Genomic DNA, 25,325 nt, shown 5'->3' with positions numbered 1-25,325 from the left:
CGCGCGGGTGCGGCGGGCCCCCCCCCCGCGGGCGGCGGGGGGGCGGGGGCGGTGGTTGCCCGCGGGGGGGGGGGGGGGGCGCCCCCCCCCCCCCCCCGCCCCGGGTTCGTCAGGCGTTCGGGTCGAAGGCGATGCCGGCCGGCTTGGCCTTCTCCAGGTGGTAGTTGAAGTTGCCGTCCTTGAGGCCGAACACCGCGCTTCCGAAGTTGGCCTGGCTCAGCTTGTCGCGGAGGCCCGCGGGATAGCCGTTCCAGCCGACCAGCCTCGGGAACTGCCAGGAGTGGTAGTGATTCTCCGGCGGCTCGTCGTTGGCGTTCGCCGGGCGGAAGCAGTGCGTGCCCACGCCGTCCTTGTGGTAGACGGCCTTGGGGTGCGTCCCGTCCCACCGGATCTGGTCACGCGGGTAGACGTTGAAGTTGCCGTGGGCGGAGGTCGAGACGTACTGGGCCTGGTTGTTCTGCACCCACACCACGACGTGCTCCCAGTCGTTGCGGTGCCCGCCGAGGCTGCTGCCGACCACGGCCTGGTCCTTCTCGAAGTACAGGCCGTACATGATCGCGCACCAGCCGTTGTTGCACTTCTCGCGGGAGTACCCGTTGGTGTTGTCGAGGTCCCAGGAGTCGCGGCACTGGCCGTTCAGCGCACCGCTCGGGTTGAGACCCGGGTTGATCGTCCCGTCGGGACCGATGGCCGGCGTGGGGTAGCAGCCGTCCGTGTCGTAGTCGTAGGCCGGCTGGAAGGTCTGCTCCAGCCCGTCCGCGTTGGCGGGCAGGGCCGTGGGCGGGTCGGCGAGCGCGGTGCCCGAGAGAGCGACGACGAGCGCGACGGCGCTGCCGAGGATGAACGAGACCTTGCCGATACGCGAGGTTGTCTTCACTACTGCGTCCTCCTGGTCGACCGCGGGGTGGGGGCAGGCGGTCGTGTTGGCATGCCCAGATCAGCTTTTCGGGCAGCGGCCGACAGCACAAGCATCAGGGGGTGTCAGAGTGATGACGGATCAGCCAACCCGCGTCAACCAATGCGGGGAACGGGCCAGTTGGGGGCATTCGGACAGAAAGAAGGGACGCGCGGAGGCGGCCTCCGCGCGTCCCCGGGGGGAACGGGTCAGCACTTGTCCGGGATCAGCAGCCCCAGGAGAGGAATCCCGAGGAGGGTCACGCCGAAGTCGTTGTTGGCGCATTCCTTGTAGTCGCCGTAACTGCTGTGGTTGCCGCGGTTCACGCTCTCTGCGGCGTGGGCGGTCGCCGTCGTGCCACCGAGGACGGCGACGCTCAGCAGGAGGCCGGTGAGCACCGTGGTGGTGCGCTTCATGTAGGTCATGAGCACATCTTCAGCACACCGAGGCGATACACCCCTTTTGTCACGGCTGTCCGGGTGAACAAGATCCCCCGTAGGCCTGTCGGAGCGGGCCAATTGGCGGTGCGGGCGCGGGCTCCTGGAGGGGCGGCGAGCCCAGGACTCGCGGGTGTGCCGTGACCCGCCCCGGTCAGGCGAGCCGTCCGCCGCCGTCCACGTGCACCACGGTGCCGGTGACATACGGGTTGGTGAGGGTGAACAGAACCGCCTGGACGATGTCGTCGGGGGTGCCGACGCGGCGGGCGGGATTGCCCTCGGCGACCTGGCGCAGGAAGGATCCAGGTACGGCTGCTGGACCACCGGCACTCGGCGGAGTTGCACGACACGATGACCGCAGGCCGCGCAGACCTCGCCGTCGGGCCCCGGCCGCCGCGCTGGGAAGGGCTGCTGCGCGAGCTGGGCACCGAGGAGTTCGTCGTGGTCGTCGCGGCGGACGACCCGGCCGCCCGTCAGGGCGCCACCCGCGTACGGCTCGCCGACCTGGCCGAGCGCAGCTGGGTGCACTACGCCACGGGCAACGGCCTCGCCGAGATCCTCGACCGGACCTGCGCCGCCGCCGGATTCCGTCCCCTGACGGCGGTCCGCACCGAGCAGACCGCCGCCGCGCCCCTGCTCGCCGCGGCGGGCCTGGGCCCCGCGCTGGTCCCCGCCAATGTCATCCCACCGCACTTCACCGGCCGGCTGCTCCGCCCCGACCCGCCCGTGCGCCGCGCCCTGACCGCCTACGCCCGCCCGCATCCGGACCCGCTGACGACCGCCTTCCTCGACCTGCTCGCCGCCCACGCCCGTGTGCTGCCCCCACATGTGCAGGAGCACCTCGGCCCCGGCCTGGGCACGGACTGACGCCATGTCCGAGTGGCGGCCCGGTCCGGGCCTCCTCCGTCAGGGGGCCGCGCCCTGGAGCGCCGCTTTCAGCAGGCCGAATACGCCGTCCTCCGTGACCTCGCGCGGATTCGGGTAGGCCTGGCCGGCGACCTGCGTGGCGGCGAGCGCCAAGTCGGCCTCGGTGAGCCCGAGTTCGGCCAGCGAGCGGGGCGCGCCGAGCCGGCCGGCGAGGTCGCGGAGGAAGCGCGGGACGTCGTCGGTCGCCAGGGTTCGTTCCAGGGCGGCGATCGCCCGGGGCGCGGCGGGCGCGTTGTAGGCGAGGGCGTACGGCAGGACGACCGTGTGCGTCTGCGCGTGCGGCAGGCCGAAGGTGCCGCCGAGCACATGGCAGAGCTTGTGGTGCAGCCCCATGGTCGTGGCACCGAGGCAGGACCCGCACAGCCAGGCTCCGTACAGGGCACGGCCGCGCGCGCCGAGGTCGTCGGGAGCGGCGGCCACCGCGGGGAGGGCGCCGGCCATGGCCCGTACGCCCTCCTCGGCCATGAGGGCGACCAGGGGCGAGACGTCGGGCGCGTACAGCGCTTCGGCGGCGTGCGCGAGGGCGTTGATGCCACTGGTCACGGAGAGGGGCACCGGGAGGGAGAGGGTGAGCTCCGGGTCGTAGACGACGCCGCGGGGCTGGACGACGGGGTCGCGGCCGGTGCGCTTGGCGCCGTGTTCGGTCAGGCCCCAGACGGGGGTCATCTCCGAGCCGGAGTACGTGGAGGGCACCGCGATGAGCGGCAGGCCGGTGCGCAGCGCGATCGCCTTGCCGAGGCCGATCGCGGAGCCGCCGCCGACCGCGACGCACCCGTCGGCGCCCGCCGCCCGGACCACCTCGACGGCCCGGTCCGCGACCTCCACGGGCACATGCATCCTGGCGCCGGCGTGCAGCCCCGCGCAGCTGTCGCCGAGGGCGTCGGCGACCGCCCGCGCGGTGGCCTCGCCCCGGCTGCCGCACACCACCAGCAGCCGGCGCAGCCCGAGCCGCGCGGCCGCGTCCGGTGTCGCGGACACCGCGGCGCCGGGCCGGAAGACCACCCGGGCCGGCGGGGTCTCGTATGCGAAGTCGAGCGGTGCGTCAGGGGTGCTCATACCGGCTCCAGTACGAGGTCGAAGCGCGCGTGGCGGAACGGGTTCGCGACGCCGAACTCCCTTGCCAGGGACGGGTCGTCGGTCTGCGTGAAGTCCTGGACCAGGCTCTCCTTGACGGCGAACACGGCATCGGAGTCGAGGTAGTCGCTGCCCGCCACGAAGATGTGCGTCGTGACGGGGGTGTGCCCCGCGGCCGAAACGATGAAGTGGATGTGGGCGGGCCGGAAGGGGTGCCGGCCCGTGGCACGCAGCAGGGCGCCGACCGGGCCGTCGGTGGGGATCGGGTACGGGCTCGGGACGCAGGTGCGGAACCAGAACCGGCCGTCGCCGTCGGCCGTGAAGAGTCCCCGTCCGTTGCCCGGCGGCTGGACGTCCGGCTGCTGTACGTCGTAGTAGCCCTCGGTGTCGGCCTGCCAGACGTCGAGGACCGCGCCGGGCAGCGGGGTGCCGTCCGCGGCCAGCACCCGGCCGCTGACCACGCACGGCTCGCCGCCGCCCACCAGGTCGATGTCCGCGCCGAGCGCGCGGACCGGTGACTCGGTCAGGTGGAAGGGGCCGAGGACGGTGGACTCGGTGGCGGCCGGGCCGCGGTGGCCGTTGACCGACTCCACCAGCATCGAGACGCCCAGCACGTCGGACAGGAGGATGAACTCCTGCCGGGTGTCGGTGCACGTCTGGCCGGTCGCGGTCAGGAAGCCGATCGCCCGTTCCCACTCCGCGATCGTCGGCTCCGTCTCGCGGACGAAGGCGTGCAGGTGGCGGGTGAGCGCGGTCAGCAGCGCACGCAGCCGGGGATCGGCGGTGTCCCGGAGGCTGTCGACGACTGCCTCGGTGAGGCCGGCGTCCGCGGTGAGGCCGGCGGCGTCCGCCGGGCGTACGGATGGGGTGGAGCCGGTGGTGTCGGTGGATTCGGTCGTCATTCCACTCCCCTGGTCCCGCGGGTGATCGCCTCAGGCACGGTCCGAGGATCCGCCGTCGCGCGGGTGTCGGCAACCGCGCGTGCCCTGCGGGCTCCCGAGCGGGCGCCATTGATCACCACCACGTCGTACGTGCCGAGCGGGGCAGGCCGGCCGCGAGGGCGCCGCTGCGGAGACCCGCGGCGACCGCGAGCCCGGCGCCGTGACGGCCCGGTCGTCCGGGAGGGCTGGATGCGTCTCGCGGGTCCGCGCTCGTGGCCATGGCAGGTCGCTCCGGCGTGGCGGTGAGGACGAGGGAAGGGCGGAAGGGCGGAAGTGCGCGCGCCGTCGGCACCTGGGGTCAACGGCCTTCTGACACCACGGTTCTGATGCACAGTCAGGAATGTCGCGCGAGGGTCCTGTGAAGTCAGGGCGTGCGGAGCGGCCGCCCGCCAGGGCCTCAGGAGGCGTCGGCGAGCCAGGGCCTGACCTGCCTGCGCGCCTCGTGCAGACGGGACTTGAGCGTCCCGAGCGGGATGCCGATCCGCTCGGCGACCTCGGCGTACTCCAGCTGGCAGATGTCCCGGTAGACCAGCGGCGCCACCAGGTGGGGGTGCTCCCGCTCCAGGCGCTCCAGCGCCTCCAGCAGGTCGATCCGGGAACCCGCGATCACGCTCGTGGTGCGCGGATCGGCCTGCTGCGTCGCGTCGACCGGCACGGGCTGCTCGAGGGCCCTGCGCTTCAACTCGCGGTACTTCTGGCGCGCGCAGTTGGCGACCACCGTGTACAGCCAGGTACTGAAGCGGCTGCGGCCCTCGAAGCTGGTGATCTTCCGGGCTACTTGGAGGAGGACGTCCTGCGCCGCCTCCTCGGCGTCCTCGCGGCAGGGCAGGAAGCGCCCGCAGCGCCGGACGACCTCGGGCCGGACACGCTGGAGCAGCTCGTCCAGCGCCGCCCCGTCGCCCCCGGCCGCACGCAGCGCGAGCTCCTCGGTCCCCGCCGCGTCCTGCACTGGATGCTCCCCTCCGTGTCGCTCAGAGGCCAGGCATGATAGTCGCATGCACTCCCTGGAGCGGGTCGGCCGCTACCGCCTCGACCGGCGCCTCGGCGCGGGCGGCTTCGGCGTCGTCTGGCTCGCCCACGACGACGAGCTGGAGGCCACCGTCGCCGTGAAGGTGCTCTCCGAGAACTGGGTCGACCACCTGGACGTCCGGGAGCGGTTCCTCTCCGAGGCGCGGCTGCTGCGCCGCGCGGACACGAACCGGGTCGTCCAGGTCTACGACATCGGTGAACTGCCGGACGGCCGGCCCTACTTCGTCATGGAGTACGCCGACGGCGGCACCCTCGCCGACCGGGTCGGGGCGGGACCGCTGCCCGTGGCCGAGGCGCTGCGCATGACCGCCCTCGCCGCCCGGGGAGCCGCCGCGCTGCACGAGGCCGGCATCGTGCACCGGGACATCAAGCCGTCGAACGTGCTGCTGCGCTCCTCGGCGGCCGGCGACCGGGTCCTGCTCGCGGACCTCGGGCTGGCCAAGAGCCTGGCCCAGGCGTCCGGGCTGACCATGGCGGCGGGTTCGGCCGGCTACACCCCGCCGGAGCAGGCCGAGCCGGGGTACGGGATCGACGCGCGGGCCGACATCTACAGCCTGGGCGCCCTCGGCTATCACCTCCTCACCGGCACGGTCCCCGGCCCGCCCGGGAAGGTCGTCCGCCCGGACCGGCTCCGTACGGACCTGGACCCGGACGTCACCCGGGCCCTGATGCGCGCCCTGGAACCCGACCGTGAGCGGCGCTGGCCCACCGCGCCGGGTTTCGCCGACGAGCTGGACCGGCTGGCGGAGCAGGCGTCGCGCGGCGGCGCCCGCCGGCCGCGGCGCCGGCGCCGGACCGTGCTCACGGCGCTGGCCGCGGCGGTCGTGGTCGGTGCCGCCGGGGTGACCGTCGCGCTGGTGACACGGCAGCCCCCGCCCGGCCCCGTGCGCGTCGCGGACGCCTCCGGACGGGTCTCGGTGGAGGTGCCGGACGACTGGAGCCGGCAGCTGCGCGAGTCCGGCTGGAATCCGCGGGCGCTGGGCCTGCGGGACGCGAAGGAACCCGGACTCGCCGTCGCGGACGACCTGTCGGCATGGCAGGACCTGACCACGCGGGTCAGCGGGGCCTTCGTCGGACTGAGCGGACACGGCGACGTCACCGCGCAGGTCCGCACGATCGCCCACAACGACTGCCACTACGAAGGCAGCCGCCCCTACACCGGCGCCCACTGGCACGGGCTGACCCGGACCTGGAGCGACTGCCCGGGCAGCGGCTCCGTCACGGAGGCGGGGCTCACCGCCGCGGACGGCGATCCGCAGCCGCAGGTGTACGTGCAGATCCGCCAGGCCGACAGCGGCAGCACGGCCGCCGACCGCGTACTGGACTCCATTCGGGTCGGATCCTGACGGCACTGCGCAACAACTGCGGAACCTGCCTGTCGATTCGGCGAACTTTTCCGTACCTCAGTGCATCGGACACTGATGACGGGGCACAACGCGCCGTGTGCACGCGCCGAGCGCGGGCAGTGACGATCAAGGAGTTGTGGCATGGCGACCTACCGGCACGGTGACGCGGACAGGGACCACTCCGGCGCGGTTCCCGCACGTCGCCCATCCCCCCACGCTCGCCGCGCGGCATGGCTGGCAGGCATCGCGCTGCTCGGTGCGCTGACCGCCTGCGGCACTGACGACGGCTCGAGCGGTGCTCCGCAGAAACTGCCCGGTACGGCCGAGCCGGCCTCCGGCGACCGTACGACAGAGGCGACTTCGAGCCCCACCGCCCACCCGGCCGACAGCGCGGCCCCGACCGGATCCGGCAAGGCCACGAAGTCCGGCTCGGCCACGGCCTCGACCGGGAGCGGTGCCACCGGCACCCGCTGCCACACCTCCGAGCTGAACGCCTCGGTCGGCAGGAACGACCCCGGCGCCGGGCAGGAGAACTTCCCGCTCGTCCTCACCAACGCCTCCCAGCGCACCTGCACGCTGCGCGGCTTCCCGGGAGCGGCCTTCGTCGACGCGTCGGGCAAGCAGCTGGGCCCCGATCCGAAGCGCTCGTCGGGGTCGCCCACGACCATCACGCTGGCCCCCGGGCGGAGCGCGTCGGCCGGTATGACGTTCAGCAACCCCGAGGTGAGCGGGGCGAAGTCGGCCATGCCCGCCGCGCTCCTGATCACCCCGCCCGACGAGAAGGACCCGCTCAAGGTGAAGTGGACGCAGGGCGAGGTGCCCGTGTCCGGCAACTCCTCGTCCGTCTCCCTGACGGTCGTCCGCCCCGGCACCACCGCCTGACCGGGACTCCCCGCCGGACCTCCCGATCCATCCGGCGGGTCCGGCGTGTGCCCGGCTGCATGGACGCTGTCGAGGAGGCCGTCGAGCACATCGCCGCGTACGACGACGTACGCAGGGCGTTCTTCCGGCAGTTGGTGGATTGGATTGGCTGCAAGCACAGGACCCGGCGGTGCTGCGCAAGCTGCGTACCCTCGCTCCGGGTCAGTCGCCGCTCGGCGGCCGGCCGGAGTTCCTGGGCACCGCGGCTGCGCAGACGGCCGGGTCCTGATCTTGCTTCGGTGTACGTTCCCGCGCGGGACGTCAGTGCCTGCCGCCGCCCCCGTCCCTGCCGGAGCCGCCGTCGTGGCCGGAGCCGCCGTCATACCCGGAGCCGGAACCGGACCAGTCGTACTCTCCGGTGCCCGGGCAGTAGTAGTACGTAGAGCAGATGCCCCACGCGGGAACCGTGGCCGAGGGCGTCGGCTCCGGGGTGGCGGCCGGCGCCGAGGGCTTTGCCGTGGGCTCGGGTATGGGCGTCGGCTTCTTCGCGGACTGCGGGACGGGCTTGAGCGCGGGCGGCTCCGGGTCGTCACCGGCGGCCCAGTTGACGGCCTCCATCTGGAGCGAGGGGGACGACGTGTCGAATGTCCAGTGCTGGGCCGGCCCGTCCTTGCGGAGCTTGAGGACCAGGGGGGCCTTGCTCTTGGCGGAGCCGGGTGCCAGCGCCAGGTCCTGGTTCCAGCGCGGCACCAGGGTGCCCTGGACGGTGAAGTCGTAGCGCACGTTGTTGATGCTCGGCTGCGACGTGCCCGCGCAGGCCTCCAGCCGCAGCTCGAAGCCGAGACGGGAGTCGAGGCAGAGGTCGGGGGCGGCCAGATCGCGCAGCAGTCCGTCCGCTCCGTACGACCACTCGCGGCTCGCGGTCGAGGAGCACGGGGCGAGTTCGGCCTCCGCTCCCTTGACCGCCTGCTTGCCCGCGAGACCGATGCACTCTCCGGTCTCCTCGTTGCGCAGCCGGCCCCGCACGGCCCCGTCCGCGGCGTCGCCGGTCCCGATCCAGGACTTGCTCCCGCCGGGCGCCGTGTCCTTGCCGGTGCCGGGGGTGCCCGAAGAGCCGTCGTCGGCCATGCCGTTGGAGTCACCGCCGGCCCACAGGACCAGCGGGACCACGATCAGAGCGCTCAGGGTCAGCACGGCCAGGGCGATGTTCCGGCGCCGCGGGGCACGGCGGGCCCGGCGCGACGGCGGCGCGGAGCCGGCGTTGGTGGCACGTCGCTGTGCGGGCTCGGCCCGGCGGCCCTGCGGACGCGCCGGGGCGCGGGAGGAGCGGCTCTTCGGCTGCGGGGCACGGCCCGGGAGACGGGTGTCGCCTTCCGCGTCCACCGCGTCGGCCGGTATGCGCGGCACCTCGACGATCGCGATGGCACCCCCCGGCCTGGTGTCGACATACGCCTCGGCACCCCAGCCGATCACGGCCTCGGCCAGCGGAAGGGCGAGCGGGCCGTGGAACTGGTTCAACTGGTCGGCGGCATGGCGGCAGTGGGCACAGCCGGCCAGATGACGCCGGAGATCACGGTCGAGATTCAGGCCGCCGCGCCGGCAGGAGACGTCCAGCAGCCGGTTGTAGCGGCGGCACTCCTCGGCGGGGGCCAGTTCGCGGTGGATCTCCAGGCAGCTTTCGCGCAGGCGCTCCATGGCCCGCTGCAGTTCGTCGGAGGCGTCCTCGGTACTGAGGCCCACCAGCCCCGCCGGCACCGCCAGTTCCTCGGCCTCGACCGTGGTGTGCCACAGCAGACAGCGGGCGGGCTCCGAGAGCCGCTGGAACGCCCGGGACAGCAGACGCCGGTTCACCGGCGGGAGGAACCGCGCGGTCCGCTCGCCGGAGGCGGAGCCCGCCAGCAGTTCGGGACTGAGCATCTCCCGCCGTTGGTCCCTGTCCCATTCGGCCGCCATACGGCGGACGGTGACCAGCAGAAGCGGTCGCCAGGCCGCCGTCGGGCCGGTCGCCCGCAGGGACTCGCCGAACAGTCGGGTGAATGCGGCCGTGGTGAGCATTCCGGCGGGCCGAACACCATTCGTGCACAGCCGTGAGAAAGTAAAGGCCGCTTCCCAGTGCCGGTCCAGGAGTTCTCCGGCGGGATAGTTCGCCGGCCCCTTCCCCGCGGTCTTCTTCAGGTCCGCCGCGAGCTGAGCATCCGTGACTTCGAACAGACGAGCGGGACCGAGGGAATTCGACTGAGCTCCATCATTCACGTCCGCTTTCCTCCCAAAGGTAACGCAGGAATTAGTCCATACCAATGGGTATGTAGCCCACCCGACGAAGCGGAGGGACTACCCATGTGGGGGGTGCGCACCAGGAACGCCCCCCTCGGCCGGCTCTTTTGAAGCGAGGGGCGAACAGATGTGCAGCCAGCGCGCCAACGGAATCCAATTGTCTGCACACTGACAGGGGCACACCTTTGCACAGGGCACCGAGCCGGAACAAGTGATGACGCCGATTCGCGTATTCCATCAAGATCACGGTGATTGACGAGGCGTCAGAAGTGGCTCGGTGAAAGCAATTCGACCCCGACGCAAACCGGATCCAAGTCCACCGAATCACCGAATGGTCTATACCGGCCAACGCCACTTGAACATGAAAGGGATGCCGTACTTACCAATGAGTAACGGGTCTTGCGCCTGATGGCCGGGGCACTCGCTCGGGGCGGAACAGCCGGCGGCCGCCGGGAAACCCTGTCGGCTCCCGGCGCCCGGGACGCTCAGTGGCGCAGCAACTGAGCCTCGGCAAAGTCCAGTACGCCGTCGCGCCAGACCAGCCCGCGCAGATCCCGTACGACGACGGAGGCGTCGGTGGCCAGGGCGCGCTGCCCGACACCGATGACCGTCGCGCCCGCCGCCGTCCCCGCCTCGGCGCCCGCGGTGCTGTCCTCGAAGACGACGGTCTCCGCCGGGTCCAGGCCCAGGTGCCCGGCCGCCGCGCGGTAGCCGTCGGGGGCCGGCTTTCCGTGCCGGACGTCGTCCGCGGTGACGAGCACGGGCGGGGAGGGCAGTCCGGCCGCCGCGAGCCGGGCCCGGGCCAGGACGGTGACACCGGAGGTCACGACCGCCCACCGCTCTTGCGGCAGGCTCTCCAGAAGGGCGAGGGCTCCCGGGAGCGCGGTGGTGGTGGCCGCGGCCTCGACCTCCAGCCGGTCGATCTCGGCGAGCGCGGCCGGGCGCTCCCCGGGATCGGCCACCAGCAGCGCGACGGTGTCGGCCGAACGGCGGCCGTGCACCATCGCGGTGACGTCCCGTGGGGAAAGCCCGCGGGCTCGGGCCCACTGCCCCCAGGCCAGGCCGACGCCGTGGTCGGAGTCCACGAGGACACCGTCGTTGTCGAAGAGCAGGCCCTCACAGGGAATGCCGAGGACGGGGCCGGGACGGGACGAGTCGGTCATCAGCGCTCTCCGGAGTCGTGTGGGAGTGCGGTCCGGGGGTGCGGTCCGGGTGGTCTCAGGTGACGGGGCGGTTGCGGTAGCGGCCGACGAGTTCGCGCGCGGCGGGCTGCATCCGAGCGGGCGGCAGGCCCCGGGCCAGGAGCGTCAGATCGTCGAGGACCATGTCACCGATGCTCAGGAAGGCTTGCGGGATGCCGCCCGCGCGATGCGCGGAGAGGACCAGCCCCTCCAGCCCGCGCACCGGATCGTCGGCGGCCACCGGCTCGTCCGGCCACACGTCGATGCCCGCCAGGAGACGGCCGCGCGCCACGTGCGAGAGCAGCGCCGGATAGTCGACGACCGGAGCACGGCTCACCAGGATCAGCCGGGCGCCGTCGGGGAGCAGTGCCAGCTCCCGCTCCCCGATCAGCTGACGGCTCTCGTCCGTGACGGTGGCGAGGACGAACACGAAGCGGCTGCGGGAGAGCGTCTCGTCCAGGCCGGCAGGCAGCACGCCGAACTCCCGCAGGGCGCCCGGCGGCAGCCAGGGATCGTAGACGCGGAGGGTCGGCCGGAACGGGACGAGCAGCCGGTGCAGACTGCGGCCCAGGTTGCCGAAGCCGATCAGGCCGATGTCCGAGCCGTTCAGGAGTACGGCGTCGGCGTTGCCGTCGGAGACGTACCGCTCCCTGCCGGCGCGGAAGGCGCGGTCCTCCCGGCTGATGCCCCGGGCCAGATCGAGCGCGAGGGCCAGGGCGTACTCGGCGACGGCCTGTGCGTAGGCGGGCCCGCAGCCGAGGACGTGAACACCGCGCGCGAAGCAGGTCTCGTAGTCGACGTTCGGGAAGAAGTTGCCCTCGACGTTCAGCAGGGCGCGCAACGCGGGCGCGCGGGCGAGCCGTTCGGCGGGCAGATCGGGCTGGCCGATGATCGCGAAAGTCTCGGGCAGGATTTCGTCGAGGGCCTTCTCGGAGGGGTCGCCCTCCAGGTCCACCACGGTGAAGCGGTCACGCAGCAGATCCAGGGCGCCGGGCGTGAAGATGCGGTCGGTGCGCTGCGGGGCGGGGCGCAGGACGACGACCGGCTTGCCGGCCACGGCGCCGGGAGGCGTGGGTGAGCTGCTCACATGACTCCTCTGTCCTGGTCATTCTCTCCTGTTCCTCCGGCACGCGCCGGAGAGGTCAGACGCGCGGCCGGTTGATGAGGCGGGAGAGCACGATGACGCTCTCGGTCCGCTCGATGACCCGTGCCGCCCGGACCCGTTGGACGGCGCGCTCCAGGTGCGGGATGTCGAGCGCCATCATGTGGACCATCGCGTCCGCGGCGCCGGAGACCGTGTAGGCCTCCACCACCTCAGGCACGGTCTCCAGGTCCCGTTGCAGCTCACTGGGTGTCGGATTGCCCTTGCAGTACACCTCGACGAACGCCTCGGTCCGCCAGCCGAGCGCCTGGGTGTCGACGAGCGCGGTGAATCCGCGCACGGTGCCGTCGGCGACCAGCCGGTCCAGCCGTCGCTTCGCTGCCGGCGCGGAGAGCCCGGCGGCCTCCCCGATCTCTGCGTAGGTGCTGCGCGCGTTGCGCAGCACGCACCGCACGATGCTCTCGTCGATGGCGTCCATGCCCATGTGATCCCACCTTCCTCGCACGCAAGATTTCGCCATACGGATCGTGTTTTCGCAAGAAAGGCATCTCAACGGAGAACAAACGGCGATTGATTGCGCACTCCGCCCGCTCATAGCATCCACACACCCCCATCGACGCATGGCAGGCGACAGGAGTGTGCGGTTTGCGCGCGAGGCTCAGCGCGGAGGAGTCCGCCGCCCTGGAAGCGGTCGACGAGGCGGCCGTCGCCGCACTGCTGCTCGACGTGCTGGCCGTGCCCAGCGTGACGGGCAGCGCGGCGGAGTCCGAACTCCAGCACCATCTGGCCCGGCATCTCGACCGGCTGGGCCTGGACGTCGACCTGTGGCCGATGGACCTGGCCACCCTGCGTTCCGACCCGGACTTCCCGGGCACGGAGGTGCCGCGGGAGGAGGCGTGGGGCCTGGTGGCGACGCTGCCGGGCGCGGCGGACGGCCCGACCGTGATCCTCCAGGGCCATGTCGACGTGGTGCCGCCCGGCGACCTCACCCAGTGGGCCGGCGACCCGTTCGTGCCGAGGGTGCGCGGGGATGTCGTACACGCCCGGGGCGCCTGCGACATGAAGGCCGGTGTCGTCGCCAACATCGCCGCGCTGGCGGCGATCCGCGCCTGTGGAGTACGGCTGGGCGGCAGCGTGACCGGCCACTTCGTCGTCGGCGAGGAGGACGGCGGGCTCGGCGCCTTCGGGACCCTGCGCCGCGGACACCGCGGTGACGCCTGCGTCATCACCGAGCCGACCGGCGGCACCCTGATCACCGCCAACGCGGGCGCCCTGACCTTCCGTGTCACCGTGCCCGGCCGGTCCGCGCACGCGAGCACCCGGGACGCCGGTGTGAGCGCCATCGACGCCTACACGCCGATCGGCGCGGCGCTCGCCCGGCTGGAGGTCGTACGCAACAAGGTGCCGGACCCCTTGATGGCCGAATACCCCATCCCCTACTGCCTGTCCGTCGGCATGCTGCGGGCCGGGGACTGGGCCAGCAGCGTGCCGGGCCTCCTGGTCGCCGACGGGCGACTGGGGCTGCGGCTCGGTGAGGAACCCGCCGCGGCACGCGCCGAGTTCGAGCAGTGCGTGGCCCGGGCGTGCGCGGACGACCCGTGGCTGCGCGACCATCCGGCCGTCGTCTCCTGGACCGGCGGGCAGTTCGCCAGTGGCAGGCTCGCCCCCGGGCATCCGCTGCGTGAGGTGGTCGGCACCGCGCACGCGGACGCCTCCGGTTCCCCCGGCCCCCGGGAGCGCGGCGCGCCGTACGGGAGCGACTTGCGGCTCTACGCGGCGGCCGGCATACCGACGCTTCAGTACGGCCCCGGCGACGTGCGCCTCGCCCACGGCCCCGGCGAACGCGTATCGCTCGCCGAAACCGTCGCCGTCACCCGCACGCTGGTCCTCACGGCGCTCAGGAAAGCGGGGACCCGGTAACGGGAGGCGGCCGTGACCGAAGCCTCGGGAACCCGCTAACAGGAGACGGCCGCTCACCGAAGCCTCGGGAACCCGGTAACAGGGAAGCGGCCCCGGCCCGCCTGAACCGCGGGAGCCCGAGACGCCCGGTCCCACCGGGAGCCGCCCGGACAAGCGCCCGGCCCACCGGGACCGGCCGGCGGGAAGCGCCCGGCCCACCGCGACGACCGAGTGCGGACGCAGGACGTCACCGGCTCGGGCGGGTCCGCCAGCCGTGGTCGACCGGGCCCGCGCCCGGCCCACCGCGACGACCGAGTGCGGACGCAGGACGTCACCGGCCCGGGCGGGTCCGCCAGCCGTGGTCGACCGGGCCCAGGCCCGCGCCCAGGGCGAAGCCCGCGGCGATCGCACCCGTGACGTACTCCTTCGCCCGGCGTACCGCCTCCGGTACCGGATACCCCTGCGCCAGGCCGACCGCGATCGCGGAGGCCAGGGTGCAACCCGTGCCGTGTGTATGGCGGTTGTCGTGGCGCGGGGCCCGCAGCCAGTGCTCCTCGCTGCCGTCGGTCAGCAGGTCCACGGCCTCGCCCGGCAGATGACCGCCCTTCACGAGCACCCACCGCGGCCCGAACTTCAGGAGCCGTTCCGCGGCCCGGCGCATGTCGCCTTCACTCGTCACCGAGACGCCGGTGAGCTGCGCCGTCTCGTCGAGATTCGGGGTCGCCACCGTCGCGACCCGCAGCAGTACGGTTCGTACGGCGTCCAGCGCGTCGTCGGCGAGCAGCCGGTCACCGTGCTTGGAGACGCTCACCGGGTCCACGACCACGGGTGCGGCGGTGTCCGCGAGCAGCTCGGCGACGGTCTCGACCAGCAGGGGCGAGGCCAGCATGCCGGTCTTCACCGCCTGTACGCCGATGTCGTCCACGACGCTGCGGTACTGCGCCCGCACCGCCTCGGCCGGCAGCTCCCACGCCCCCTGGACGCCGAGGGAGTTCTGCGCGGTGACCGCGGTCAGCACGCTCATGCCGTGCGCGCCCAGCGCGAGCATCGTCTTCAGGTCGGCCTGGATGCCGGCGCCGCCCCCGGAGTCGGATCCGGCGACGGTCAGGACGCGCGGCGGCGCGACGGAGGCTGCCGGAACCGAGGGGGTCGCGGCGGCCGGCGAGTGGGCGGGCTGGGTCATACCCGGGCCTCCTTCGAGGCACCGCGGCCGAGGCCGAGGCGCAGCGGGGCGTACACGGCGAGCGCCACGACGAAGGCCACCCCGTAGGCGAGGTCGGCGCCGTGCAGGGCGTCGGCCACCGGACCCACGTACAGGCTGGTGCTCATGAACGGGACGGCGGCGGCGAAGGCGACGACGAACGCCGTGAGCGCGGGCCACCATGGCTGCGGGCGGGCGCTCTCGGCGGCCAGGTCGACCGGGGCGCCGGCGCGGGCCCGGGCGCGGACGAGCCAGTCGACAGCCACGATCGCGACGAATCCCGGGATCCAGTAGCCGACGAGCAGCAGCACGTTCTGGAAGCGGGTGGTGGTGTCGGCCGCGTGCATCCACAGGACGAGCGGGAAGCCGAGGACGGCGGCCAGTGCGGCGGCGACCGGGCGCGGCAGGCGCACCCCCATGGTCTGCAGGGCCAGCGAGCCGCTGTAGTCGTTCATGGCGTTGCTGGACAGGGCCGCGAGCGCGACGGCGAGCAGGCCGAACGCACCGAGGACACCGCCGCCGAGCAGGGTGTCGACGCCCCCGGCGGTCTGGTCGGTGAAGACGGACGCTCCCCACAGGCCCAGCGCCTGGACGGCCACGAAGGACACGCTGACCCCGAGCAGCGTGCACCAGAACATCCGCGGCCGGGACGCGGTGCGCGGGAGGTACCGGCTGAAGTCACTGGCGTAGGGGGCCCAGGACAGCGCGAGGCTCAGCGCGATGGTGCAGGTCAGGACGAACGCGCCGGCCCGGTCGGCGCCGTGGACCGTGGCGACGGCGGTCGGGTGGCTGCCGTTGAGCAGCTTGGCGGTCAGCGCGGCGAAGGCGGCGGCGAGGGCGAAGGTCATCACGGTCTGGAGCCGGTGGATCGCCTCGTATCCGAGGACACCGAGAGCTCCTTGGGCGGCCATCACGACCAGGACGCCCAGCCAGAACGGCCAGCCGCACAGCTGGGCCAGCGCGTCCCCGCCGAACAGGCCGATCAGCGCGTCCCAGGCGATCGAGGACAGCCACTGCAGGGCGCCCGGCACCGCGACGGCCCGGCCGAACGCCAGCCGGGCGAGCGGGAGTTGCCCCGCACCGGTCTGACTGCCCCAGGTGCCGAGGTACGCGGTCGGCACCGCGCCCAGGAGGGTGCCGAGGACGACGGCGGTGAGGGCGGTGGCGAAGTCGAGGCCGAGCGCGACGCCGACGGTGCCGGTGAACACGCCCGTCATGGTCAGGTTGGGGGCGAACCACACGGTGAACAGCCGGGCCGGGCTGCCGTACCGCGCGTCCTCGGGGACGGGTGCGATGCCACGGGCCTCGACCCGCAGATCACCGGGAGCGGCGGGCATCCGCCCGTCGAAGACGCGCTGTGGGGCCCCGACGGCCACCTCACCGCGGGCATGCGGCCATGACATGAGACATCCCTCCGCCAGTCCTAACTGGTTCAGGTTCGACGGGTGTGATCTCAGCCCTCGTGCGGGGCACCCCGTGTCCGGTACGCCGGCCAGGATAGCCCGGCGCGCGCGTACGTCCAGGTGGTGGGGGTGGACAGTGGCCGAGCACGGTCCGCGGACGGTGACCGGGCCGGTGCGGCGGGTCACGGCCGCGCCGCACGGTCCCGAAGTGCGCCTCGGGAGGGACGCCTCGGTGTGAATACCGTGATACGCGGACGACGTTCCCTTTGTCCGGGAGGGCGGGCTATGGTGACGCCCTGACGGGATCTTGAACAGAGGGGGCGCAGGTGGAGAACCTCGCGCGGGCACGCCGCGGCCGGCCGCCCGGGACCGGGTCGGTGGAGGGCGAGCTGACCGGCCGCCAGCAGGCCATCATCGAGTTCATCAGGACCGAGGTGGCTCGGCAGGGCTACCCGCCGTCGATGCGCGAGATCGGCGAGGCGGTCGAGCTGGCCAGCACCTCCTCGGTCTCCCACCAGCTGTCGGTGCTGGAGCGCAAGGGCGTCCTGTACCGCGATCCGCACCGGCCCCGCGCGTATCAGGTACGGCCCAGCTGGGCGCCGAGTCTGGACGCCGAGCGCGGGCCGGAGCCGGCCGCAGTACCACTGGTGGGCCGCATCTCCGCGGGCACGCCCGTCCTGGCCGAAGAGGCGATAGAGGACGTCTACCTGCTGCCGCGCCAAATAGTCGGCGACGGCGATCTCTTCGCGCTGACCGTGAGCGGCGACAGCATGATCGAGGCGGCCATCTGCGACGGCGACGTGGTGGCCGTCCGCCGCCAGGACAGCGCCGATCACGGCGACATCGTCGTCGCGCTCCTGGAGGACGAGGCCACGGTCAAGCAGCTGCGCCGGCAGGACGGTCAGGTGTGGCTCATGCCGCGCAACTCCGCCTACGCGCCGATCCCCGGCGAGGACGCGGTGATCCTGGGCCGAGTGGTGGGCCTGATGCGCCAGTTGTAGCGGCGACAGGGGGCCTGACCCGCCGGCGGCGGCTACGGGGACACGGCGGCCACGCGGGAGCGGTGCAAGCGAGAAAAGGCCCCCGCGGGCTCTCGCCCGCGAAGACCCTTCGCACCGTCGGGACGACAGGATTTGAACCTGCGACCCCTTGACCCCCAGTCAAGTGCGCTACCAAGCTGCGCCACGTCCCGGTGCGCTCGCCGCGGTGAACCGCGTGATCGCGCGAACAGCACTTTACCGCACACCACGGGCCGGTCCGCCGGGGGCGCGGGGGCGGCACCGGGGCCGGCGCGGGACAATCGGAACATGAACGGGACTCCCAGGGCCGGGACGGACGGCCGACGCGACCGGGACGCGGAGGGACGGGCACGCAATGCCCGTCCCCGGGACGGTCTCGGCCGGCCCCTGCCGTACGGCACGGACGGGGTGGAGCGGCAGCCCGAAGGGGTCGTACGCAGTCCCGCGGAGACGGTCGTCGAGGCGCAGGCGCTGCTGGCGGCGGGCAAGCCGTTCCACGCGCACGAGGTCTTCGAAGACGCCTGGAAGTCGGGCCCGGCGGACGAGCGCGCGCTGTGGCGCGGGCTGGCCCAGCTCGCGGTGGGGCTGACCCATGCGGCCCGGGGGAACACGACGGGCGGCGCCCGGCTGCTGCGACGCGGGGCGGACGCCACCGAGCAGTGGGCCGCCGAATCCGGACAGGACAGTCCGTACGGGATGGATCTGGCGGAACTGGCGGACTGGGCGCGGAGGTTGGCGGGGGTCGCGGAGCGGGACGGTACGGCGGTCGACGCCGTGGCGTGGGCACCGCGACTGCGCGGGAGCGAACCCGGATAGTCGCGGAGCGGGACGGTACGGCGGTCGACGCCGTGGCGTGGGCACCGCGACTGCGCGGGAGCGAACCCGGATAGACCGGCTGTCAGTGGCGTGGGGCAGACTCGGGGCGTGCGAAAGATTCATGTCATCGGAATCGGGGCGGGCGATCCCGACCAGCTGACCCTGCAGGCGGTCAAGGCGCTGAAGAGCACGGACGTGTTCTTCATCCTGGACAAGGGCGAGGTGAAGTCCGACCTCGTCCAGCTGCGCCGTGACATCCTCGACGCGCATCTGCCGGAGGGGGCGTACCGGCTGGTCGAGGCGCGCGACCCGGATCGCGACCGGGCCGCCGGGGGCGCGGCCTACTCCCCCGCCGTCGGTGACTGGCGCAGCGCCCGCGCCGCCCTCTACGAACGGCTGATCGCCGAGGAGTTGGGCGAGGACGGCAGCGGCGCGTTCCTGGTCTGGGGCGACCCCGCGCTGTACGACAGCACGCTCGGCATCCTGGAGGAGATCCTCGACCGGGGCACGGTCGCGTTCACGTACGACGTCGTTCCGGGGATCAGCAGTGTCTCGGCCCTCGTCGCCAGGCACCGCACGGGACTCAACCGGGTCGCGCGCCCCGTCCAGATCACCACCGGGCGCCGCCTGGCGGAGGGCTTCCCCGAGGGCGTGGACGACGTGGTGGTGATGCTCGACGCCCACCAGGCCTTCCGGGCGTACGCCGACCAGGACATCGACATCTACTGGGGCGCCTACATCGGCACCCCGGACGAGATCCTCGCCTCGGGGCCGATAGCCGAGGCGGCCCCCCGCATCGAGCGCCTGCGCGCGGAGGCCCGGGAGCGCAAGGGCTGGATCATGGACACCTACCTGCTGCGCAGGCGTCCGCGGGGCTAGGGCGTGTCCGTCGATCACGGCGGAGACGCGGAGTGTGGCACGTACATCCGACTGCCAAGGCGCCGCGGCTTCCCCTTCACCGTGATCGACCGGACAGGTACCGGCGTTCACGTACGCCGGGCGGATCTCCCGGCATGCACACGCCCTGCCCCGATGTGAGGGTGACCCTGTGACGACCACAGAGGAATCCGCGCCGCCCGCAGCCCCGGCGCCCGAGCCCCCGGTGCTGGACTCACGGCGCCGCAACATCGTCTTCGTGACGATCATGCTGGGCATGTTGCTCGCGGCCCTCGACCAGACGATCGTGGGCACGGCCCTGCCGACCATCGTGTCGGATCTCGGCGGCGCCGCGCACATGTCCTGGGTGGTCACCGCGTATCTCCTCGCGGAGACCGTGGCGACGGTGCTGGTCGGCAAGTTCGGTGACCTCTTCGGCCGCAAGCTGGTCTTCCAGGCGTCGGCGATCATCTTCATCACCGGCTCGTTCCTGTGCGGTCTCGCCACGAACATGTCGCTGCTGATCGCCTGGCGGGGAATGCAGGGCATCGGCGCCGGCGGGCTGATGGTCACGGCCATGGCCCTGATCGCCGATGTGATCCCGCTGCGCGAGCGCGGCAAGTACCAGGGCGCGATCGGCGCCGTCTTCGGCGTGGCCACCGTCATCGGGCCGCTGCTCGGCGGGCTGTTCACCGACCATCTGACCTGGCGGTGGGCCTTCTACGTCAACGTGCCCATCGCGATCGTGGTGGTGATCGCCGCGGCCCGCACGATTCCCGTCGTGAAGTCGGCCGTCCGGCCGGTGATCGACTATCTGGGCATCGCCCTCGTCGCGGTCGGCGCGAGCGCGCTGATCCTGGCGACGAGTTGGGGCGGCAACGAGTACGCGTGGGGCTCGGGCGTCATCATCGGCCTGTTCGTGGGCGGCGTGATCGCCCTCGGCCTCTTCTGCTGGGTCGAGACGCGCGCCGCCCAGCCGATGCTGCCGATGCGGCTGTTCACGAATCCCGTCTTCTCCGTCTGCTCGATCCTCAGCTTCATCGTGGGCTTCGCGATGCTCGGCGCGATGACCTATCTGCCGAGCTATCTCCAGTACGTCGACGGCGACTCGGCGACGATCTCCGGCGTCCGCACCCTGCCCCTGGTCATCGGCCTGCTCATCGCGTCCATCTTCAGCGGCAACGTGGTCAGCAAGACCGGGCAGTACCGGTTCTTCCCGATCATCGGCGCCCTGGTGATGGCGCTCGGGCTCTACCTCCTCTCCCTGATGGGCCCGGGGACCAGCACCTGGCTGTCGTCCGTCTACATGTTCGTGCTCGGCACCGGGATCGGTCTGTGCATGCAGGTGCTGACGATCGCCGTGCAGAACACCGTCGAGTACTCCGATCTCGGTACGGCGACATCGGGCGTCACCTTCTTCCGGACGCTGGGCAGTTCGTTCGGCACGGCGGTGTTCGGCACGGTGTACACCAACGCGCTCAAGCCGAACCTCGCGGACGGGGTGCGGGACGCGACGCGGACCGGTGCCGCCGACGCGGCCGCGATCGCCCAGGCCTCGCAGAGCCCGCAGGGGCTGCACAGACTTCCGTCGGCCGCGGCCCGGCCGATCATCCAGGCGTACGCCGACACGATCCACACCGTCTTCCTCTGGGCGGTGCCGGTCGCGCTCCTGGGCTTCCTGGTGGCCCTGTTCCTCAAGCAGGTGCAGCTGCGGGACAGCGCGCGGATGGGCTCGACGGACATGGGCGAGGGTTTCGCGTCCCCGTCCAGCGCGGATTCGCAGCGGCTGCTGGAGGCGGCCGTCGGAAAGATCATCGGCGGTACGGAGCTGGACACCGCCCGGCGGATCGTGCTGGATTCCGACACCCGGCTGGATGTCGCGGGGGCCTGGGCCGTGATGCAGGTCGAACTGTTCACCCGGATGGTCGGCCACGCCAACCTCGGGCTGATCGCCACCCGCCGCCACCTGCCGCCGGAGGTCCTGGTGCCGGTCTTCGACCGCATGGTCGACGAGGGCTACCTCACCCGTGACGGTTCGCTCTTCTCGCACACCGAGGCCGGCCGGCGCGAGGCGGACGTGATCGGCAAGGCCTGGGGCACCTGGCTCGCCCAGCGCGTCGAGCAGGACATCGGCCGCCCGTCCGGCGCGGATCTCCGGGCCGCGGTCGACAGCATCGCCAAGCGCCTCCTCGCCGAGGACCTGGCCAACGGTTTGACCACCCGGGTCCGTGCCCTGGCCCCTGCCGCGTCGGCCTGACGACCGGGGTCGGGGTCTTGGCCCTTGCCGCGTCGGCCTGAGCACCGGGGTCCGGGCCTTGGCTCCCCGCCGCGTTGACCTGACCACCCGGGTCCGGGCCTTGGCTCCCGCCGCCTCGCCCGCCTACCCCGGTCCGGGACTGGCCCCTGCCGCGTCCGCCTGACCACCCGGGTCCGGGGCTGGCCCCTGCCGCGTCCGCTTGACCACCCGATCGGGGCCTCGGCTCCCGCCCGCGTCGGCCTGCGGATCCGCGCCTGGGCCGGCTCACGGTGCGGCGAGGCGCAGCCGGTCCAGTACTCCGGCCACGTCGGGCACCGCGAGCACGCCCTCAGGCAGGGGCGGACGGCGTACGACGACGACCGGGAGGCCCAGTGCGCGCGCGGCCGTCAGCTTCGCCGAGGTCGCCTCTCCCCCGCTGTCCTTCGTCACCAGGACGTCGATGCGGTGCTCGCGCAGCAGGGCCGTCTCGCCGGGCACGGTGAACGGGCCGCGGGCCAGCAGCACCCGGGTGTGCGGCGGCATGGGCGGCTCCGGCGCCTCCACCGACCGTACGAGGAAGTGGAGTCCGGCCAGGTCGGCGAAGGCCGCGAGGCCCAGACGACCGGTCGTGAGGAACACCCGGCGCCCCAGGCCCGGCAGCAGCTCGGCCGCGGCGGCGAGGGACGTGACCGGGTGCCAGCGGTCGTCGGCATGTGGCCGCCACCCCGGGCGGCGCAGGACCACGGCCGGGACGCCGGTCGCCGCCGCGGCCCGCGCCGCGTTCGCCGTGATGCCGTCGGCGAAGGGGTGGGTGGCGTCGACGACGGCGTCCACCCGGTGCTCGCGCAGCCAGGCCGCCAGCCCCTCCGCGCCGCCGAACCCCCCGATGCGGACGTCCCCTTCGAGCGCTCCGCGTCGCGACACCCGTCCCGCGAGAGAGGTGGTGACGCGCACTCCGGGGCGTGCCGCCAGCCGGGCGGCGAGCTCGCGGGCCTCGGTGGTACCGCCGAGGAGGAGGAAGTGCGGGGACATGGCGTCGAGCGTACGGGGACCGCCTGTCGCTGCACCGCCGGGTGCCGGACTGCCCGGCGACGGGCCGGCGGACGACGGACGACGGACGACGGCAAGGGCAAGGGCAAGGGCAACGGCAACGGCAACGGCAACGACAACGGCAACGGCGGTCAGCGCAGCAGGAGCTGGACCCCGCCGACCACCGTCGCCGCGATCACCAGCCGCTCGAACAGCCGCTGGTTGATCCGGTTCACCGCCCACTTGCCGAGCAGCGCGCCCGGCAGCACGAACACCACCAGCGCCGCGTCGAGCAGCAGGGACTTCCCGTCGATCAGGCCGAGCCCCACGCTGAAGGGCACCTTGGAGACGTTGACGATGAGGAAGAAGAAGGCCGAGGTGCCCAGGAAGCCGAGCTTCCGGAAGCCCGCGGAGAGCAGATACATCGACATCACGGGACCGCCGGCGTTGGCGACCATCGTGGTGAAACCGCCGAGGACGCCGTACGAACGCGCCTTGACCCGGCCCGTCCGTGTCGCCACCGAGTCGGGCTCGTGGTCCTTGGCCGCCCTCCGGCGCCACAGGGTGACCGCGGCCATGAACAGCAGGATCGCGCCGATGGAGGTGCGGACGGCTGCGTCGTCGGCCCAGACGAGGAACAGCGTGCCGAGGACGACGCCCGCGGCGACCGCTGGGAACAGCCGCCACAGGGTGGGCCAGTGGGCGTGCCGCCGGTAGGCCAGGACGGCGAGGATGTCGCCGACGATCAGGACGGGCAGCAGGGCGCCGGTGGAGGCGCGGGCCGGCAGGACGGCGGCGAAGATCGCGAGGCTGACCGTGTTGGCCCCGCTCACGGCGGTCTTCGAGAAGCCGACGAGCAGAGCGGCCGCGGCCAGCGCGGCGAACTCCCAGAGGGATATGTGCCAGAGCGTCATCGTGTTCATGCGGGAACCGATGCTATGCCCACCTATCTCGCCGCCGTAAGGACCGTCTCGCCAGGTGGCCCCTTCCGCCGGGGTCAGCCGCCGTACCGCGTCCGCAGTTCCCGTTTGAGGACCTTCATGCTCGGACCGAGCGGCATCTCGTCGGTGAACTCCACGCGGCGCGGGTACTTGTGACGGCCCAGGTGCTCCTTGGACCACTCGGTGATCTCCGGGCCGTCCGCCGTGGCTCCGGGTGCGCGGACGACGACGGCGCACACCTCTTCGCCGTGCAGCTCGTCCGGCAGACCGATGACGGCGACCTGCGCCACCCCCGGGTGGCGCATCAGGACCTCCTCGACCTCCCGCGGATACACGTTGTAGCCACCGCGGATGATGATGTCCTTCTTGCGGTCGACGATCCGCAGGAAGCCGTCCTCGTCCTTGGTGCCCAGGTCGCCGGTGCGGAACCAGCCGTCGACCATGGCCTCGGCGGTCGCCTCGGGCCGGCCCAGATAGCCGGAGAACACGTTGTGCCCGCGGACGACGACCTCGCCGAGCTCTCCGGGCGGCAGCAGCTCGATGCGCTCCTCGGTCTCCGCCCTGGCGATCTCGACGTCCACGCCCCACAGCGGGTGGCCGATGGTGCCCGCCCGCGTCCCGAACAGCGGCTGGTTGACGGTCGCGGTCGGCGAGGTCTCCGACAGCCCGTACCCCTCGTAGATCCTCGTACCGAACGCGGCCTCGAAGCGCTCCAGGACGGCGACGGGCAGCGAGGCGCCTCCGGAATGGCACACGCGCAGTTCCGGGAGCGTGTCCGCGGCGGCCGCGGCCGCGGCCAGGGCGACGTACATCGTCGGCACGCCGTGGAAGGTGTTGACGTCCTCCTTGACCATCAGCTCGATCGCGCGGGCCGCGTCGAAGCGGGGCAGCAGCACGAGGGTCGCGCCGGCCCGCCAGACGGAGTTCATGGAGACGGTCTGGCCGAAGGCGTGGAAGAGCGGGAGCGCGCCGAGGGCGATGTCGTCGGGGCGGATGTCGTTGGCGTCGAAGGCGTTGACGGTCGCGTTCATCACCAGATTGAAGTGGCTGAGCACGGCGCCCTTGGGAACGCCCGTGGTACCGCTCGTGTAGAAGACGACGGCGGGGTCGTCGGCCTGGCGGGTGACGTACGACGGCAGCGGTTCGGCGTCCGCCGCGAGGGTCTCGAACTCGGCGCCCAGCGTGACGACCGGCACGCCCGCCTCCCGCGCGGCCTCCGTCCCCGTCGTCGCCTGCGCCGGATGGCAGAGCAGCAAGCTCGCCCCGCTGTCCTTCAGCACGTGCTCGACCTCGGCGGCGGACAGCAGCAGATGGACGGGGACCACGACACCGCCGGCCGCCGCGATCGCGTAATAGGCGGCTGGGAACTCGGCGGTGTTGGGCGCCATCAGCGCCACCCGGTCCCCCGGCCGGACGCCCAGCCCGACGAGGGCACCGGCCTGGGCACGGGCGCTTCGCCACACCTCGGCGAAGGTCAGGCGCAGGTCGCCCTCGACCAGCGCCGTCTTGTCCGGGCGGCGCCGGGCGTTCTCGGCGAGGATCGCGGCGAGGGACAGGGTTGCCATGGAGGATTGCTCCGTTTCCTTGCTGGTGCGGCTCTGGACCAGGGACTGCGGGTACGGAATCAGCGGCCCGGCGTCGTACGCCTCGGGGGTGGCCGAGCGTGCCGGCACCGCCGGTCGGGTTGACCAGGTCCGGATCGATGCCGGGGGGTCCACGGAGGCCGGCGCCCGGGCGGGCTGCCGCGGAAGGGACGGGACGCACGACAGGACTCCTGACGGACACCGGATGGACACCGGACGAAGTGACGATCCACCGTGTTAATTAGCACTGCTAGT

At 72.7% G+C, this 25,325-nt stretch carries 22 protein-coding genes, 1 tRNA gene and 1 riboswitch; of the genes, 8 read left to right on the top strand and 15 right to left on the bottom strand.

Annotation, left to right across the window (positions count from 1 at the left end; genetic code table 11):
- Positions 1-109: 109 nt before the first annotated feature.
- The gene (locus tag ACFVYF_RS08415) at positions 110-877 is read right to left on the bottom strand and encodes an NPP1 family protein (RefSeq protein ID WP_389452746.1); all 768 of its coding nucleotides are present in this window, start codon (positions 875-877) and stop codon (positions 110-112) included.
- Between the two features lie 227 nt (positions 878-1,104).
- Positions 1,105-1,320, bottom strand: a complete 216-nt coding sequence (locus ACFVYF_RS08410; RefSeq protein WP_389452743.1) for a hypothetical protein — start codon at positions 1,318-1,320, stop codon at positions 1,105-1,107.
- A 312-nt stretch (positions 1,321-1,632) separates the two neighbouring features.
- On the opposite strand from ACFVYF_RS08410, the gene ACFVYF_RS08405 reads away from it, so the two are divergent.
- The gene (locus ACFVYF_RS08405) at positions 1,633-2,199 is read left to right on the top strand and encodes a LysR family transcriptional regulator substrate-binding protein (RefSeq protein ID WP_389453594.1); all 567 of its coding nucleotides are present in this window, start codon (positions 1,633-1,635) and stop codon (positions 2,197-2,199) included.
- Between the two features lie 39 nt (positions 2,200-2,238).
- Here ACFVYF_RS08405 and ACFVYF_RS08400 read toward each other — a convergent pair whose 3' ends face one another.
- The 3 genes from ACFVYF_RS08400 to ACFVYF_RS08390 all read right to left on the bottom strand — a co-directional run bounded on the left by ACFVYF_RS08400 (position 2,239) and on the right by ACFVYF_RS08390 (position 5,223).
- A complete protein-coding gene (locus tag ACFVYF_RS08400; RefSeq protein ID WP_389452740.1) occupies positions 2,239-3,315 on the bottom strand; it encodes a maleylacetate reductase in 1,077 nt (358 codons plus the stop codon).
- Entirely contained in the window at positions 3,312-4,235 is a 924-nt protein-coding gene (locus ACFVYF_RS08395; protein ID WP_389452737.1) for an intradiol ring-cleavage dioxygenase, read from the bottom strand. The genes ACFVYF_RS08400 and ACFVYF_RS08395 overlap by 4 nt, the downstream gene beginning before the upstream one ends.
- A 436-nt stretch (positions 4,236-4,671) precedes the next feature.
- Entirely contained in the window at positions 4,672-5,223 is a 552-nt protein-coding gene (locus tag ACFVYF_RS08390; RefSeq protein WP_389452734.1) for an RNA polymerase sigma factor, read from the bottom strand.
- Between the two features lie 46 nt (positions 5,224-5,269).
- Between ACFVYF_RS08390 and ACFVYF_RS08385 the strand changes: the two genes are divergently transcribed.
- Together ACFVYF_RS08385 and ACFVYF_RS08380 are read left to right on the top strand one after the other, a co-directional pair.
- A complete protein-coding gene (locus ACFVYF_RS08385) occupies positions 5,270-6,649 on the top strand; it encodes a serine/threonine-protein kinase (protein ID WP_389452731.1) in 1,380 nt (459 codons plus the stop codon).
- Positions 6,650-6,790: 141 nt separating this feature from the next.
- Complete coding sequence (locus ACFVYF_RS08380; RefSeq protein ID WP_389452728.1) at positions 6,791-7,531, top strand: DUF4232 domain-containing protein; 741 nt, start codon at positions 6,791-6,793, stop codon at positions 7,529-7,531.
- Positions 7,532-7,831: 300 nt separating this feature from the next.
- Here ACFVYF_RS08380 and ACFVYF_RS08375 read toward each other — a convergent pair whose 3' ends face one another.
- From ACFVYF_RS08375 to ACFVYF_RS08360, 4 genes are all read right to left on the bottom strand, one after another.
- Positions 7,832-9,763 (bottom strand): ricin-type beta-trefoil lectin domain protein, encoded by a 1,932-nt coding sequence (locus ACFVYF_RS08375; protein ID WP_389452725.1) that lies wholly within the window; start codon positions 9,761-9,763, stop codon positions 7,832-7,834.
- Between the two features lie 506 nt (positions 9,764-10,269).
- Positions 10,270-10,947, bottom strand: coding sequence for an HAD-IA family hydrolase (locus ACFVYF_RS08370; protein WP_389452723.1), 678 nt, complete (start codon positions 10,945-10,947; stop codon positions 10,270-10,272).
- A gap of 55 nt (positions 10,948-11,002) precedes the next feature.
- The gene (locus ACFVYF_RS08365) at positions 11,003-12,052 is read right to left on the bottom strand and encodes an NAD(P)-dependent oxidoreductase (RefSeq protein ID WP_389452720.1); all 1,050 of its coding nucleotides are present in this window, start codon (positions 12,050-12,052) and stop codon (positions 11,003-11,005) included.
- Positions 12,053-12,107: 55 nt separating this feature from the next.
- The gene (locus ACFVYF_RS08360; protein WP_389453591.1) at positions 12,108-12,545 is read right to left on the bottom strand and encodes an Lrp/AsnC family transcriptional regulator; all 438 of its coding nucleotides are present in this window, start codon (positions 12,543-12,545) and stop codon (positions 12,108-12,110) included.
- 167 nt (positions 12,546-12,712) lie between these two features.
- On the opposite strand from ACFVYF_RS08360, the gene ACFVYF_RS08355 reads away from it, so the two are divergent.
- Entirely contained in the window at positions 12,713-13,987 is a 1,275-nt protein-coding gene (locus ACFVYF_RS08355) for an ArgE/DapE family deacylase (protein ID WP_389452717.1), read from the top strand.
- Between the two features lie 310 nt (positions 13,988-14,297).
- Here the strand turns inward: ACFVYF_RS08355 and thiD are convergent, their stop codons facing one another.
- Entirely contained in the window at positions 14,298-15,149 is an 852-nt protein-coding gene (thiD, locus tag ACFVYF_RS08350; RefSeq protein WP_389452715.1) for a bifunctional hydroxymethylpyrimidine kinase/phosphomethylpyrimidine kinase, read from the bottom strand.
- Positions 15,146-16,570: a purine-cytosine permease family protein gene (locus tag ACFVYF_RS08345; RefSeq protein WP_389452712.1), complete on the bottom strand. Its 1,425-nt coding sequence runs from the start codon at positions 16,568-16,570 to the stop codon at positions 15,146-15,148. The genes thiD and ACFVYF_RS08345 overlap by 4 nt, the downstream gene beginning before the upstream one ends.
- Positions 16,560-16,654: riboswitch (TPP riboswitch) on the bottom strand. It overlaps the preceding gene by 11 nt.
- Before the next feature lie 242 nt (positions 16,655-16,896).
- Between ACFVYF_RS08345 and lexA the strand changes: the two genes are divergently transcribed.
- The gene (gene lexA, locus ACFVYF_RS08340) at positions 16,897-17,571 is read left to right on the top strand and encodes a transcriptional repressor LexA (protein WP_389452710.1); all 675 of its coding nucleotides are present in this window, start codon (positions 16,897-16,899) and stop codon (positions 17,569-17,571) included.
- A gap of 117 nt (positions 17,572-17,688) precedes the next feature.
- Here lexA and ACFVYF_RS08335 read toward each other — a convergent pair.
- Positions 17,689-17,762, bottom strand: a tRNA-Pro gene (locus tag ACFVYF_RS08335).
- A 115-nt stretch (positions 17,763-17,877) separates the two neighbouring features.
- Here ACFVYF_RS08335 and ACFVYF_RS08330 point away from each other — a divergent pair.
- The 3 genes from ACFVYF_RS08330 (at position 17,878) to ACFVYF_RS08320 (ending at position 21,538) form a co-directional block, all read left to right on the top strand.
- The gene (locus ACFVYF_RS08330) at positions 17,878-18,405 is read left to right on the top strand and encodes a DUF309 domain-containing protein (RefSeq protein ID WP_389452707.1); all 528 of its coding nucleotides are present in this window, start codon (positions 17,878-17,880) and stop codon (positions 18,403-18,405) included.
- Between the two features lie 108 nt (positions 18,406-18,513).
- On the top strand, positions 18,514-19,284 hold the full coding sequence (gene cobF / locus ACFVYF_RS08325) for a precorrin-6A synthase (deacetylating) (RefSeq protein WP_389452704.1): 771 nt from the start codon (positions 18,514-18,516) through the stop codon (positions 19,282-19,284).
- A gap of 169 nt (positions 19,285-19,453) precedes the next feature.
- A complete protein-coding gene (locus ACFVYF_RS08320) occupies positions 19,454-21,538 on the top strand; it encodes an MDR family MFS transporter (protein WP_389452701.1) in 2,085 nt (694 codons plus the stop codon).
- Positions 21,539-21,802: 264 nt separating this feature from the next.
- Here ACFVYF_RS08320 and ACFVYF_RS08315 read toward each other — a convergent pair whose 3' ends face one another.
- From ACFVYF_RS08315 to ACFVYF_RS08305, 3 genes are all read right to left on the bottom strand, one after another.
- Positions 21,803-22,549: a cobalt-precorrin-6A reductase gene (locus tag ACFVYF_RS08315; RefSeq protein WP_389452698.1), complete on the bottom strand. Its 747-nt coding sequence runs from the start codon at positions 22,547-22,549 to the stop codon at positions 21,803-21,805.
- Between the two features lie 149 nt (positions 22,550-22,698).
- The gene (locus tag ACFVYF_RS08310) at positions 22,699-23,469 is read right to left on the bottom strand and encodes a sulfite exporter TauE/SafE family protein (protein ID WP_389452695.1); all 771 of its coding nucleotides are present in this window, start codon (positions 23,467-23,469) and stop codon (positions 22,699-22,701) included.
- 74 nt (positions 23,470-23,543) lie between these two features.
- On the bottom strand, positions 23,544-25,052 hold the full coding sequence (locus ACFVYF_RS08305; protein WP_389452693.1) for a long-chain fatty acid--CoA ligase: 1,509 nt from the start codon (positions 25,050-25,052) through the stop codon (positions 23,544-23,546).
- Between the last annotated feature and the right edge of the window lie 273 nt (positions 25,053-25,325).

The sequence above is a fragment of the Streptomyces sp. NPDC058274 genome (assembly GCF_042881375.1).
Classification (GTDB): Bacteria; Actinomycetota; Actinomycetes; order Streptomycetales; family Streptomycetaceae; genus Streptomyces.
This window is presented reverse-complemented; position numbering and strand designations above follow the sequence as displayed.

Bases quoted from the DNA above. Each gene is read 5' to 3' on its own strand.
- ACFVYF_RS08360 (WP_389453591.1), bottom strand. From the start codon at position 12,545: ATGGACGCCATCGACGAGAGCATCGTGCGGTGCGTGCTGCGCAACGCG.
- ACFVYF_RS08380 (WP_389452728.1), top strand. From the start codon at position 6,791: ATGGCGACCTACCGGCACGGTGACGCGGACAGGGACCACTCCGGCGCG.
- thiD (WP_389452715.1), bottom strand. From the start codon at position 15,149: ATGACCCAGCCCGCCCACTCGCCGGCCGCCGCGACCCCCTCGGTTCCG.
- ACFVYF_RS08400 (WP_389452740.1), bottom strand. From the start codon at position 3,315: ATGAGCACCCCTGACGCACCGCTCGACTTCGCATACGAGACCCCGCCG.
- ACFVYF_RS08395 (WP_389452737.1), bottom strand. From the start codon at position 4,235: ATGACGACCGAATCCACCGACACCACCGGCTCCACCCCATCCGTACGC.
- ACFVYF_RS08370 (WP_389452723.1), bottom strand. From the start codon at position 10,947: ATGACCGACTCGTCCCGTCCCGGCCCCGTCCTCGGCATTCCCTGTGAG.
- ACFVYF_RS08385 (WP_389452731.1), top strand. From the start codon at position 5,270: ATGCACTCCCTGGAGCGGGTCGGCCGCTACCGCCTCGACCGGCGCCTC.
- ACFVYF_RS08345 (WP_389452712.1), bottom strand. From the start codon at position 16,570: ATGTCATGGCCGCATGCCCGCGGTGAGGTGGCCGTCGGGGCCCCACAG.
- ACFVYF_RS08410 (WP_389452743.1), bottom strand. From the start codon at position 1,320: ATGACCTACATGAAGCGCACCACCACGGTGCTCACCGGCCTCCTGCTG.
- ACFVYF_RS08305 (WP_389452693.1), bottom strand. From the start codon at position 25,052: ATGGCAACCCTGTCCCTCGCCGCGATCCTCGCCGAGAACGCCCGGCGC.
- ACFVYF_RS08310 (WP_389452695.1), bottom strand. From the start codon at position 23,469: ATGAACACGATGACGCTCTGGCACATATCCCTCTGGGAGTTCGCCGCG.
- ACFVYF_RS08330 (WP_389452707.1), top strand. From the start codon at position 17,878: ATGAACGGGACTCCCAGGGCCGGGACGGACGGCCGACGCGACCGGGAC.
- ACFVYF_RS08315 (WP_389452698.1), bottom strand. From the start codon at position 22,549: ATGTCCCCGCACTTCCTCCTCCTCGGCGGTACCACCGAGGCCCGCGAG.